This is a genomic window from Salicola sp. AFF1, from assembly GCF_056783195.1.
Map to the genome: position 1 here is coordinate 24,588 of NZ_JBXAYL010000004.1, position 12,709 is coordinate 37,296.

The 12,709-nt window shown below is 61.9% G+C and carries 10 protein-coding genes; 7 read left to right on the forward strand and 3 right to left on the reverse strand.

Translation table 11 applies throughout. The features are described from left to right. Window positions 1-41: 41 nt before the first annotated feature. The 7 genes from AC1RQI_RS03665 to parE all read left to right on the forward strand — a co-directional run bounded on the left by AC1RQI_RS03665 (window position 42) and on the right by parE (window position 9,313). A complete protein-coding gene (locus AC1RQI_RS03665) occupies window positions 42-1,088 on the forward strand; it encodes a hypothetical protein (RefSeq protein WP_481903699.1) in 1,047 nt (348 codons plus the stop codon). A 51-nt stretch (window positions 1,089-1,139) separates the two neighbouring features. Further along, window positions 1,140-2,168: a putative solute-binding protein gene (locus tag AC1RQI_RS03670; protein ID WP_481903700.1), complete on the forward strand. Its 1,029-nt coding sequence runs from the start codon at window positions 1,140-1,142 to the stop codon at window positions 2,166-2,168. Between the two features lie 31 nt (window positions 2,169-2,199). Then, window positions 2,200-4,245 (forward strand): TRAP transporter large permease subunit, encoded by a 2,046-nt coding sequence (locus AC1RQI_RS03675; protein WP_481903701.1) that lies wholly within the window; start codon window positions 2,200-2,202, stop codon window positions 4,243-4,245. A gap of 77 nt (window positions 4,246-4,322) precedes the next feature. Next, the gene (locus AC1RQI_RS03680; RefSeq protein WP_481903702.1) at window positions 4,323-5,918 is read left to right on the forward strand and encodes a S8 family serine peptidase; all 1,596 of its coding nucleotides are present in this window, start codon (window positions 4,323-4,325) and stop codon (window positions 5,916-5,918) included. Then, window positions 5,815-6,828 (forward strand): S8 family serine peptidase, encoded by a 1,014-nt coding sequence (locus AC1RQI_RS03685; RefSeq protein ID WP_481903703.1) that lies wholly within the window; start codon window positions 5,815-5,817, stop codon window positions 6,826-6,828. The genes AC1RQI_RS03680 and AC1RQI_RS03685 overlap by 104 nt, the downstream gene beginning before the upstream one ends. A 23-nt stretch (window positions 6,829-6,851) precedes the next feature. Continuing rightward, window positions 6,852-7,325 (forward strand): protease complex subunit PrcB family protein, encoded by a 474-nt coding sequence (locus tag AC1RQI_RS03690; protein WP_481903704.1) that lies wholly within the window; start codon window positions 6,852-6,854, stop codon window positions 7,323-7,325. Window positions 7,326-7,414: 89 nt separating this feature from the next. Further along, a complete protein-coding gene (parE, locus tag AC1RQI_RS03695; protein ID WP_481903705.1) occupies window positions 7,415-9,313 on the forward strand; it encodes a DNA topoisomerase IV subunit B in 1,899 nt (632 codons plus the stop codon). A 27-nt stretch (window positions 9,314-9,340) separates the two neighbouring features. On the opposite strand, the gene fabB is transcribed toward parE, so the two are convergent. The 3 genes from fabB to AC1RQI_RS03710 all read right to left on the reverse strand — a co-directional run bounded on the left by fabB (window position 9,341) and on the right by AC1RQI_RS03710 (window position 12,526). After that, entirely contained in the window at window positions 9,341-10,558 is a 1,218-nt protein-coding gene (gene fabB, locus AC1RQI_RS03700) for a beta-ketoacyl-ACP synthase I (protein WP_481903706.1), read from the reverse strand. A gap of 13 nt (window positions 10,559-10,571) precedes the next feature. Next, on the reverse strand, window positions 10,572-11,081 hold the full coding sequence (gene fabA, locus AC1RQI_RS03705; protein WP_416635362.1) for a bifunctional 3-hydroxydecanoyl-ACP dehydratase/trans-2-decenoyl-ACP isomerase: 510 nt from the start codon (window positions 11,079-11,081) through the stop codon (window positions 10,572-10,574). A 158-nt stretch (window positions 11,082-11,239) separates the two neighbouring features. Next, complete coding sequence (locus AC1RQI_RS03710; protein ID WP_416635361.1) at window positions 11,240-12,526, reverse strand: EAL domain-containing protein; 1,287 nt, start codon at window positions 12,524-12,526, stop codon at window positions 11,240-11,242. Window positions 12,527-12,709 lie beyond the last annotated feature (183 nt).

A 12,709-nucleotide genomic window follows, 5' to 3' on the forward strand; every position in this document is an offset into this window, starting at 1 on the left:
ACCCGCTTGCAGGGCGGCCGCAGGACAGATGGAGACTGGCCATGCCGAACAAAACCTATAACGGCATCTCCCTGACCCGCATCACTGGTGTGCTTGTCGCCTTGATGGTGCTGGCCGGGTGTTCCGTTAACCCCCTTCACAAGATAACCGGTGATGTGATGACCGGTTATGCCGAGGCTGAGAATACGCCGTATGTGCTGGCGATGAGTGATGTGGGCAAGGCCTGTTCACTCGGGGAGTCCGTTGATCCTCTGCTTTATTCCTTCTCCCGCGTTACCCGGGAGCCCGCCAAGACCGGGACGCTGCTGTCGGTATTGGCGGGCATCTGCATGGAGCAGGAGGCCTTTGAACAGGAGCTGCGTTACCTGAGGGCGGACTACCAGGGCAACACCAAGGAATTGCGTGATGCCCGTGAAGCGATGCAGCGCCGGTATGGCACTACCGCGGAGCGGCGCGAACGGGCCTTCAACCGCATGCTGACGGCGTTCAACTATGAACCGACACCGGATGCGGCGTGTCCGGAGCTGCATTCCGACCAGGATGAGATCACCTTCCTGGTGGGGCTGCTCGCCGGGGCCCAGGCGGTGCTGGACGATGGCAAGGCGCGGGGCCGCGCCGATGTCTCCCGCAGGCTGGCGGCCCAGGTCGAGCGTTCCACCTATTGCGTGAGCAACAGCGAGTGGGCCGGCATTCCAGAGGGTTTGAGGGCCACGATCTGGGTCTTGCTGCCGGACCTGAAGCCGGAGGAAGTCAGTGCTGGAACCTGGGAGGTACTGGCTCGCAATCGCCGGCTTGGTGTTGAGAAAGGACTCCGCATCCCGGCGGCCCTGGAGTTGATGATGGCCGAGAACGTCGGCCGTGATGACACCCTGTCCGAGGTGCTTGCCTATCTGGACGAGACGTCCGATGACTTTGAGGTCTGGGAGCGCTATCAACTGGCGGACCACGTTGCAATGCGCATTGCCCGGGCTGTATCGGATCGATTCTGGACCCGCGAACACGGCTACCGGACTCCGAAAAACCGGTTTGGGGAGACTGGAACCCGGACGGACGAGAGTGAACGCATTGATACCAAGGGGCTGTTGTGACGGCGCCCGGACTATGGATTGATGAACAACAACAGTAAACAGGAGAGGTCCATGCGACTCCGCAATCTCACAGCAGTGCTCTGCCTTGGGCTGGCCCCTTTGGCCCAGGCGCAGGAAAAGACAGTAGACATGTGCGTGTTCGACCTGATCGGGGCCAGTGGCGACCAGTACGCACTGGTGGAGAACTATGCGATCGACATGCGTGAAAAGGGGGTCAAGTTCAACCTGGAGCCCTATACCGATGAGGGAGTCGCCATGTCCGCGTTCTCAGCGGGCGACTGTGATGCCCTGGCCGCAACGGACCTCCGGATTCGGCGGTACAACGAGTTTACCGGCACGCTCAGTGCCGTTGGGGCGATTCCTTCTTACAAGCACCTGGAGATGGTGCTGGCGGCGATCAATAAACCCAAGGCCAGCAAGTACATGAAAGAAGGTGACTATGAGATTGCTGGCATTTTCCCTGCGGGGGCCGCCTATCTGTTCGTGACCGACAGGGACATGGACACGGTGGAGGAGCTGGCCGGCAAGCGCATCGCGACCCTGAATCATCATCCGGATGCGGTGCACATGGTCAATTACGTCAATGCGAGTGTTGAACCGTCTGAGATCACCGATTTTGGGGGTAAGTTCAATAACCGGTCAGTGGATGCCGCCTATGCCCCGGGCTGGGCGTATGAGGCACTGGAGCTGTATCGCGGCATTGGTGATGAAGGGGGTGTGGTGGATTATCCCCTCGGGCAGCTGACGATGCAGATTGTCGTAAGGGATGATGCGTTGACCGAGGAGCAGGCCCGGACGTCCCGCGAAGTGGCCTTCAACCATTTTGATGATGCCATTGCCAAAGTTGAGGACTACGAGGCGGACATCCCGGATGACACCTGGATTGAGATCCCGGACAGCGACATTGAGGACTATCAGGAGATGTTCCGCCAGAACCGTATTGAACTCCGGGATGGTGTTACCGCCGATGGAGAGAAGGTGGAGCAGGTTTACAACGGGCAAATGCTGACCCTTTTGCGCCAGGTGCGCTGCCGGATCGATCCGGAAGCCTCCGAGTGTACAGCACCGGACCGTGAATAACGCCCATTGTTCCTGACGTAGAGAGGTCGTCATGTCGGAACCATCTTCCTCCTGGGGCAGTGCCCGTGCTCCTGCCCATGCGCGTCGGCTGCACGGCGCGCTTGTGCTTCTGCTATTGCTCGCGTTGCTGCTGATGGGGCTGGGGGGCTCCATGCACACGCGCATGCTGGCGCTCGGTGAACAGATCTGGCCGGGGTATTATTCGCTGGATCCGGGGGCGGAGGCGCCCAGCTGTGAAACCGACGTCGACATTGGTCGGCGGGTGCAGGAGGAGCTTTCGAAGCAGGAAGACGATCCCTTCGGACTGGGCGGCGGCGGTCCCAGCAAAGAGCAGCTGCGGCGTTCCATCGAAAAGAACGTGGCGCGCTGTCAGCAGCGTCATGAGCAGTACCACGCCATGCAAGAGCGCATTACGCCGGTATTGATGGCCTATAAGACCGTGGAGCGGGGGATGGCGGAGTGGCTGACGGACAACCGCTCATTGTCCACCTATCTCTTCATAGCGCTGCTTGGCTTCGGCGCCGCTACCGCGGCCTTTTCCAATCACCATATCAGTATCCGCCCGCCCATCACCCGGGTGGACTGGCGGCTGGCCGAAGGCGGCCAGATGGTGGTCAACCTGCTGATGGTGTTCTCGCTCTATAACCATCTAGGGAACCTGATGGATACCCCGGACACGGGGCGGCTCCAGGCGCTCCAGAAAGCCTGGATGGCACTGTTCACCATCCTGGCTGGCATCAATCTGGTGCGGCTTGTCAGCATGCCCACCGAGCTGCCACGGGGAAAAATGACCCTGGCATCCCCCCTGGCGATTCCGTTGTATTGCTGGATGGGGGTACTGGGCTACCTCTACTTCGCCAATGGTGGTAACTGGGATACCGCTGGTCTCGGGGTCTACCTGAACCAATTGACGAAGCATTCCTCACTGTTCGTCAACATTGGGCTCTATGTGTTCGTCGGGATGATGCTCAAGCAGACCACCATCCCGGACCGGTTGTTGGCAGTGGTTCAGCCCTGGCAGCTCCCGCCGGCCACGCTGGCCTCACTGGTCATCTTTGTGACGGCGTTTCCGACAGCGTTCACCGGCGCCTCCGGCATCTTCATCCTGGCGGTGGGGGGAACGATCTATGACGAGTTGCGGCGTGCCGGGGCCGGGCGCCAGCTGTCCCTGGCTACCACGGCGATGTCCGGCAGTCTGGGTGTGGTGCTTAATCCCTGCCTTCTCATCGTGGTCGTAGCCGCGCTGAACAAGGAAGTGACCACGGGTGAACTCTTCGGATGGGGATTCTGGGTTTTTCTGCTGTCCGCCATCATCTTCACACTGATCGTAACGCGCAGCGAAAAGGAATGGCGGCCACGCGTGAGTCATCCGCGGTTGGCCATGAAGCAATCGCTGAAGGCGCTGCGGGCATTGATCCCGGATGTCATCCTGATTGCCGTCATTGTGGGCCTGTTCCAGCTGGTGCTGGGCATGGCGTTCAATGAATTCTCGGCGCCCACCATACTACCGATCATCATGATGGCGCTGGTGGTCCTGGACTATAACGGGCCCCAGAGTCGTGTAATGGGGGCGGGGCGGCGCATTGCCATCGGCGCCGGTGAATCCGCCGTGCACGTGGGCGCGCTGCTGACGCTGATTGGCCTGTCCATGACGGTTGGTGGTGTGCTGGAGCGTTCCCACGTGATTGCCAGCTTCTTCCCGGCAGAGGCGGATTCGGTGTTGCTGGTGGTACTGGCGCTGATGGTGCTGCTGACGGTCATCGGCATGTTCATGGACCCCTTCGCGGCGGTGGTTCTGGTCTCCGCCACCATTGCCCAGCCCGCGATCGGGCTGGGGGTGGATCCGCTGCACTTCTGGGTCATGACCATTGTGGCCTTTGAACTGGGCTACCTTACGCCACCAGTGGCGCTCAATCACCTGCTGACCCGCCAGGTGGTCGGGGTCAAGGAGGCGCTTGTGCCAGAGCCCGAGGCACCCAATCTCTACCGGCGTTTCCAGCGCCTGATTCTCCCGTTGATGGTGATGGGGCTGACCCTGACGGTTGTGGCATTGGTACCGTTGCTGTTTTATGGTTGAACCATGGCTGCGCGCCAAGACCCTCTAATGGCATAAAGTTGAGTGCAACGGTGCAAACCTGCCTCTGGAAACGACTGGTGCTGACAGGCTTTGTCCTGCTTGTTGCTGGCTGTGGGGGCGGCGGAGGCGGTGACGGTGAAGAGGCCGGTGTGCTTCAGGGCACCATCGCCATTGCCCCGGGCTCACGCGTGGACGCGGATACCGCCCTGACCCTGACAGAGGAGGGGCTGGCCAGTTCCCGGGCCGAACCGGTTTCTGGCGTGCAGAACCCGGACAGCCCTTTCCCCGGCAACGTGATCGCTGGCGGCTTTATCAGTGCCGACGCCGGTCAGTATAACGGTGGTCTTGCGTTCCCTCGCGACTCGTCCGATGTGCTGCGGTTGAGCCTGGTTGAAGGCCAGCGAGTGGTGGTGAATGTGTTTCCGGCTCCCTATCGGGTTGGCCGCTCCAGCCAGCCGGAGCCGGATGTCGAGGTCATTCTGGAAGCAGTTGCCTCAGGGCACTCGAGTGTGAGTTCAGGCAGGGGCGCTACCAGTCTTTCTGTCCAGGCGCACGATGCTGGGGAGTATAACCTGAGCGTCAGGGCCGGGGAGCGTAGTGGCCCCGCCCGCTATGTCATCCGCGCCACTTCCCTGGATCAGGGCCAGTCCCTGGGAGGTGGCGTTGCGGATGTCATCCCCGGCGAGGCGATTGTGACCCTGGGGGCGGATGGCGGGAAGGAGCGGGTCCGTGCCCAGGCTGGACGGGAACTCCCGGTGGCTGCGCAGCGATCCCTGGGAGGCCGCCAGCATCATGTGCGAATGCCGCTCGAGCGTGAGGCGGTCATGGCCGCCAATGCGTCCGGGCGGGCGCGCGTGAAGGAGACGCTGGCGTGGATCCAACAGCTGCGGGACTCGCCCGGGGTCGTTCAGGCTGTGCCCAATATACGCGTACGCCGCGCTGATACCCACCTGCCACCGATGACCCAGAGTGATTATTCGCTGCAGAAGTGGCATTTTGACCGTATTAACGCCGAGGGCGCCTGGTCGAGCAACCGGACAGGCGAGGGCGTTCATGTTGCTGTGCTCGATACTGGCATCAGCTACGCCAATAATGACTGGCATCCGGATCTGGCACCGACTATTGCTTGCGGGGAAACGGGCTGCCTGGACACCGTTGATGATGACGCATGGCCCCGGGATGACAGCGGGTCAGGTCATGGCACGCATGTGACGGGCATTGTTGGCGCGGATGCGCTCAAGTCGGATCAGGTCTCTGGTGTGGCCTACGATGCAGACCTGGTTCCCGTCCGGGTGCTGGGCAGCCGCGAGGGGAGTATGGCGGATGTCATTGAGGGGGTACGCTGGGTCATCAACCAGGGCAGGCCCCGGGCGCGGATCATCAATCTCAGCCTCGGGACCCAGACGAGCAACCCGGCCCTGGCGGATGCCATCGCCGATGCGGAGGCCGCGGGGATCATTGTGGTGGGCGCCTCGGGGAATGCCGGCAATGACCGTCCTTTCTACCCAGCTGCCTACCGACCGTCCTTTCTACCCAGCTGCCTACCCCTCTGTCTTGGCGGTTGGCGGCGTGGACTGCACCGGCGCGCGCTCGGAGTTTGCCAACTTTGGGGCCTGGCTGGACCTGATGGCGCCTGCCGGAGGGGGCGCGGGGAATGGTTGCCAGGACGTTGATGGTGACGATCAGCGCTTCATCCACAGCGCCGTGCCCGGCGGCGCGGGCGGTTTGCAGGGAACCTCCATGGCGGCCCCCCATGTCAGTGGCGTGGTGGCAATGCTGCTGGAGGCCAACCCGGATCTGGCGCCGGCCACTGTCAGGGCCCTGGTGCGCGAGGGGCAGATCGTGCAGGGCAGCGGCGCCTTTGATCTTGAGCGAGGGCGGGGCATCGTGGATGCCCGGGCCGCCGCCTCATCAACCTGGACGGATTATGCCGCACTGGCCCCGGAGCCCGGCATGATCGATTTCAGCGATGGTACCGATCAGGTTGAGCTGTCGTTCCGTCGGGTGGGAGAGGGTAGTGTTTCCTTGAGCGGCCTGGCGGTTTCCGGGAGCGCGCCCTGGCTTGATCAGGTTGAGTCCCACGGTGGCCGTCGTTTCCGCGTACGCCTGAACACGGACAGGCTCACGCCAGGGGCGCTCTATCGGTCCGTGCTCGAAGTGACCTATCAGGCCGGCAGTGACCAGCGCTCCTTCCAGCTGCCGGTTACGGCGACCCTGGAAGCCGATACCCGGGCCCGTAATGCAGGGGTGCACTTCGTGCAGCTGATCCCTCGGGACCCATCCCAACCGGGCATGGAAGTGCAACAGACAATCGCGGAAGCCGAAAACGGTCAGTACCGTTTCTCGTTTGATACGTCCGACATTGAGCCGGGCGAGTACCTCCTGATTGCGGGGAGTGACATGGATAACGATGGTGCCTTCTGTGGCCCGGGTGAAGCCTGTGCCGAATTTCCCTTTACCGGGCAGGCGGAGCCCATAACCGTAACCCAGGCGATGAATCGGGAGGTTGAGCTGGAAACCGCCTTTACGCGGCCGGTTGATACCCAGGTGGATCCCGGCTACCGTCGAGTCACTGATCAATGAGTTAGCGGCAAGGAGGTTAGGCAATGGTGAGTCGGCGTTTACTGGGTCTGCTGGTGCCGCTATTGGTGGGGTGCCAGGCGGGCCAGGCTGAGAAGGAGGTCCTTCCCGATGTTGAGGTGATCGGTCAGGCGTCCCAGTGCCACGTTGAAAGCCCCGGCCTTGCCCTGGTGCGCTCGAAGGCAGAGCTTCCGGAGGTGGATCGGCTGATGTCATCGGCGCAGGGAGCGCTCCAGTCCGGTCGTGATGTGGTCATTGTGTATCTCGGCCAGCGTCCCACGCCGGGATATGGTGGCGAATTGCGTGAGTCCGAAAAGGTGGCGGGAAATCTGAGCGTTGCCCTGCGCTACACGGAGCCGGACAGTGACGCCATGCTGGCACAGGTCATTACGACACCGTGCCTGGCCTTGTCGGTGCCGGGCGAGGGCTGGTCGACCCTTTCTGTGCGGATGGATGCCGAGGGCTTCCCGCTGCGCCTGGAGGCGCCGGCCGGGCACTGAATCCTTTGCCGTTCTCTGGTACTGTTGCGTACGTACCAGGGCGGCCTTCGGGCCGCTTGCCCCATTCCCGTTGATGGACACCCGAGCCTATGAGCCAGAGCAGCGATTACAACGCCGATTCCATTGAAGTCCTCAAGGGGCTGGACCCGGTGCGCAAGCGGCCGGGCATGTACACCGACACCTCCCGTCCCAATCATCTGGCCCAGGAAGTCATCGACAACAGCGTGGACGAGGCACTGGGTGGCCACGCGAAGCGCATCGACGTGGTGCTGCACGCGGACGGCCGCCTCTCGGTGACCGATGATGGCCGCGGTATGCCCGTGGACGCCCACCAGGAAGAGGGCATCCCTGGTGTTGAGCTGATCATGACGCGGTTGCATGCCGGGGGTAAGTTCAGCACCAGTAACTACCAGTATTCCGGTGGGCTGCACGGCGTGGGCGTTTCCGTGGTCAATGGGCTCTCCACGGAGCTGGAGGTGTTGATCCGGCGTGATGGCAAGCTGCATCGCATCCGCTTTGAGCATGGTTACAAGGTCGAGGACCTGAATGTCATTGATACGGTGGGTAAGCGCAACACGGGCACAACCCTGAGCTTCCGTCCGGACCCGGAGTATTTTGAGAGCCCGAGATTCTCGATTCCCCGCCTTCGCCATAACCTGCGCGCCAAGGCCGTGCTGTGTCCGGGATTGACCGTGACGCTGCTGCAGGAGGAAACCGGCGAAAAGGACGAGTGGTATTACGAGGACGGGCTGACCGATTACCTGAAAACCGCCCTGGCGGACCGGGAGTGTCTGCCCCAGGAGCCGTTCACCGGTGAGATCAGTGGCAATACCGAAAGGGTGAGCTGGGCTCTGCAGTGGCTGCCCGAGGACACCGACGTGGTGGCCGAGAGCTATGTGAACCTTATCCCCACCACCCAGGGTGGCACCCATGTGAATGGCCTTCGGACCGGGCTTCTGGAGGCGCTGCGTGAATTCTGCGAGCTGCATAACCTGTTGCCGCGCGGGGTCAAGCTGACCCCGGACGACATCTGGGAGCGCTGCAGTTACGTGCTCTCGTTCAAGATGCAGGAACCCCAGTTTTCGGGCCAGACCAAGGAACGGCTATCGTCCCGGGAGGCGGCCAGCTTCATCTCCGGCGTGGTCAAGGATGCCTTCAGCCTCTGGTTGAATCAGCACACGGACATCGCCGAGGCGCTGGCGGAGTTCGTCATCGGTAATGCCCAGCGCCGCCTTCGGGCGTCACGCAAGGTGCAGCGCAAGAAGGTCACCTCCGGCCCGGCGCTGCCCGGCAAGCTGGCGGATTGCACCGGTACGGACCCGGCCCAGTCGGAACTGTTCCTCGTGGAGGGCGACTCCGCCGGTGGTTCCGCCAAGCAGGCACGGGATCGCGAATACCAGGCGGTCATGCCGCTGCGGGGCAAGATCCTCAACACCTGGGAGGTGGACTCGGCGGAGATCTTCAGTTCCCAGGAGGTGCATGATATTGCCGTCGCCATTGGCGTGGATCCTGGCTCCGGGGACCTGACCGGGCTGCGCTACAACCGGGTTTGCATCCTGGCGGACGCGGACTCGGATGGCATGCACATCGCGACCCTGCTGTGTGCACTCTTCGTCAAGCATTTCCGGCCTCTGGTCGAGGCGGGGCATGTGTTCATGGCCATGCCGCCGTTGTATCGCATCGATCTGGGCAAGGAAACCTTCTACGCACTGGACGAACACGAAAAGCAGGGCATCATTGATCGCCTGGCGGCTGAGAAGCGTAAGGGCAAGATACAGACCCAGCGCTTCAAGGGCCTGGGCGAAATGAATCCGCTGCAGTTGCGTGAGACCACGATGGCACCGGATACACGGCGTCTGGTTCAGCTGTCACTGAGCCCGGATGACGGCACGGACGACCGTATGGATATGCTGCTGGGGAAGAAGCGCGCGGCGGATCGCCGCAGCTGGCTGGAGGAATACGGCAATGAGGCCGAGGTCGTCGGCTGACCCCGGCCCCGGCCTTGTTTCGGCGGGTCAGCCGTTGAAGCGGCGGAAGACCAGGGTGGCGTTGGTGCCACCGAAGCCGAAGCTGTTGCTCATCACCAGCGGCAGATCCACATTGTCCTGGAACTCGCGGATGATGGGGTAGCCCTCGGCGCCTTCGTCCAGATTCTCGATGTTGGCGGAAGGCGTGAGGAAGCCTTCGCGCTGCATGATCAGCGTATAGATGGCTTCATGCACGCCTGCGGCACCGAGCGAGTGACCGGTCAGCGGCTTGGTTGAGCCCGTGGGCGGCATGGCGTCGCCGGTCACCTGGTGGATGGCATCCAGTTCCACTACATCGCCTGTGGGCGTGCTGGTGCCATGGGTGTTGATGTAGCTCAGTGGCTCATCAATGCCTTTGAGTGACTGCTGCATGCACCGCACGGCGCCCTCGCCGGAGGGGGCCACCATGTCCACACCATCGGACGTGGCGCCAAAGCCGACCAGCTCCGCCAGGATGGGGGCTCCCCTTGCCTGGGCGTGTTCCAGTGATTCAAGCGCCAGGACCCCGCCGCCGCCTGCAATGACGAAACCGTCCCGGTCTGCGTCATAGGTGCGTGAGGCTTTCTCGGGGGTATCATTGAACTTGGTCGACAGCGCGCCCATGGCGTCGAAAAGGAGCGTCAGGGTCCAGTGCAGATCCTCGCCGCCACCGGCAAACATCACTTCCTGGCGGCCCAGGGCGATCAGGTCGGCCGCATGGCCGATGCAATGGGCGCTGGTGGCGCAGGCGGACGTGATGCCGTAGTTCACGCCCCGGATACCGTAAGCGGTGGCCAGGTTGGCGTTAATCGCCGATCCCATGGTTCTGGGAACACGGTAGGGGCCCACGCGGCGGATTCCCTTCTCACGATGGGTGTCGATCGAATCCGTCAGTTCCACGGTGGAGGCACCGCCAGTACCCATAATGAGGCCGGTGGTATCCGCCTTGATCTCATCCTCAGTCAGTCCGGACTGTTCCACAGCCTCCTGCATTGCCAGATAGGCATAGGCGGAAGCGGGACACATGAACCGGTACAGCTTGCGGTCAATGTGTTCCTTGGGGTCGATATGGATGCCACCGCAGATCTGGCTGCGCAGGCCATTATCCCGTGCTTCTTCGCTGAATTCGATGCCCGGGCGTACCTGGCGCAGGGAGTCGGTGACCTCCTCCTGATTGTTGCCCAGGCTGGAGATGACCCCCATCCCGGTAATCACGACACGTCTCATTGCTTGCTCTGCCTCAGAAGTTTTCCGTGGATGTGAAGAGCCCGACGCGCAGGTCTTTGGCGTGGTAGATGGGGCGCCCATCCACTGAGACGATCCCGTCGGCGATGCCCATGGTAACGCCACGCCGGACAATGCGTTTGATGTCGAGCTGGTAACGCACCAGTTCGTTTGAGGGTAGCACCTGGCCGGTGAATTTCACCTCACCACAGCCCAGCGCCCGCCCGCGACCCTGGCCGCCTTGCCAGGCCAGGAAGAAACCGGTCAGCTGCCACAGCGCGTCCAGCCCCAGGCAGCCCGGCATAACAGGGTCGCCCTTGAAGTGGCAGTGGAAGAACCAGAGATCCGGATCAATGTCCAGTTCCGCGATCAGTTGGCCCTTGTCGTAGTCGCCGCCGTCATCACTGATATGGGGAATCCGGTCCAGCATCAGCATCTGGTCGACCGGCAGCCGCATGTCGCCTTCGAAGAGTTCGCCTCTCCCACAGCGTTCCAGATCGGCTTTGTCAAATTGGGCCACTGTCATGGCGATCTCCTGAGAATTACAGCTGTTACGGTAACAGACTCGGGCCTGGAATGCTTGATACTCTGTTCCCACACTTTGACTGCGCGTGTGAGGGCATAAAGCTAACACGTGTTCGTTTAAAGGAAAATTACTGGTATTGGGAAGTGTGCCAGCGTTGCTCAGGTTCGGGGCTGTTCCCCGGCCAGGATGTCACAGCAAAGCACCAGCGTCTGATCGCCGTAAACGAATGCCCGGGAAAGTGTGATGCACATGTGTGCGCCGGTTGCCGACAGGTAGGGGCGGGTGATCTGGAGCTCGCCGGGATGGCGCAGGGCGCGGCGCAGGTAGTGCTGGCGGTACCAGTCCGCCTGTACGGTGTTTTCCAGTGGCCGGAAGCGCGGGTCCAGGCGGTGGGCACTTTCCGGCGACAGCAGGCTGTCGTGGACCTGGACCCCATCATCACCGATGAGGTAACAGCGCGAGACCGTATGGTGGTTGACCAGTGGGCCACAGGCGGGCTCAAAATCCTGGCCGGCCTGGAGCGCGCTGATGACCCGCTCGAAGCGGTGGCTGAAGAAGCCGGTGATGGTCTGTGTGGGGTCGGATTGCTGCTGCTTGTTCTGCTTGTAGTGTGCCAGCAGCGTCTCGAAATCGGCGTTCCCCTGGACGGCGCAACCCAGCTCGGTGGTTGGCCGATGGAAGTAATAGCCCTGGACGAAATCCACGCCCGCGTCCACGGCGATCAGTGCCTGCTCCTGGGATTCCACGCCTTCCAGAAGGACCAGGCAGCCGGATTCGTGCAGCAGGGAAACAATGCCCTTGAGGATCTGGCGGGCACGCTTTTCCTCGGTTGCCCTGGCCAGCATCTGGCGGTCAAGCTTGACGATGTCCGGCCGCAGGTTCCATATGCGTTCAAAGTTGGAATGGCCGGCGCCAAAGTCATCAATCGCCGTGAGGCAGCCCAGTGAGCGATAGTATTCCACGGTACGGCGCAACAGGTCGGGATCGTCGCTGGGTTTTTCGACGATTTCCACAACCACGCGGTGGGCGGGAAAGCCGGAATCCTGTAATAATCGGCCAAAGAACGCATCCGACTGCATGCCGCTTGCCATGCACTGCGGCGAGACATTGAGGAAGAGCCAGTTGATCTCGTCCGCAACGCCCTGAAAGTTGCGGACGTGAAGCGTCCGGCATAAGCGATCGAGAAGCAGGTTTGAGGGGTGGTCCTCGGCCAGCTCGAACAGATGCGGAGGCAGGACCGGTGCCGCGTCGTTATCGAAGGCGCGGATCAGGGCCTCGTAGCCAACGATCCGCTTGTGGGAGATGCTGAAGATCGGTTGCAGCGCGGTTCGCAGCATCAGACCCTCGTAGTGGCCCACCCAGGTATCATCATCGCCTGTGGGAGACAGCAGGGCACTGATACGCTCAAGATCGCTGGCGGTACTGCTCTGGTCGAATGGTGGCATGGGCCTGATTGCACTTTGAACGACGTCCGGTTTTGGGCCCTCCTCCTGACAGCCACGAAGATTGTGCCAATTCCACGTATGTAATGACACACCTGAAACCCGGGCAACGGCGAAAAACGGTTTCGGACAGTCAGTTTTTCTGAATATCAGTGACAGAACTTTTCGGTTTCGCCGATCCTGTAA

Coding starts and splice junctions, on each gene's coding strand:
- AC1RQI_RS03665 (WP_481903699.1), top strand. CDS start 42: ATGCCGAACAAAACCTATAACGGCATCTCCCTGACCCGCATCACTGGT.
- AC1RQI_RS03670 (WP_481903700.1), top strand. CDS start 1,140: ATGCGACTCCGCAATCTCACAGCAGTGCTCTGCCTTGGGCTGGCCCCT.
- AC1RQI_RS03675 (WP_481903701.1), top strand. CDS start 2,200: ATGTCGGAACCATCTTCCTCCTGGGGCAGTGCCCGTGCTCCTGCCCAT.
- AC1RQI_RS03690 (WP_481903704.1), top strand. CDS start 6,852: ATGGTGAGTCGGCGTTTACTGGGTCTGCTGGTGCCGCTATTGGTGGGG.
- parE (WP_481903705.1), top strand. CDS start 7,415: ATGAGCCAGAGCAGCGATTACAACGCCGATTCCATTGAAGTCCTCAAG.
- fabB (WP_481903706.1), bottom strand. CDS start 10,558: ATGAGACGTGTCGTGATTACCGGGATGGGGGTCATCTCCAGCCTGGGC.
- fabA (WP_416635362.1), bottom strand. CDS start 11,081: ATGACAGTGGCCCAATTTGACAAAGCCGATCTGGAACGCTGTGGGAGA.
- AC1RQI_RS03710 (WP_416635361.1), bottom strand. CDS start 12,526: ATGCCACCATTCGACCAGAGCAGTACCGCCAGCGATCTTGAGCGTATC.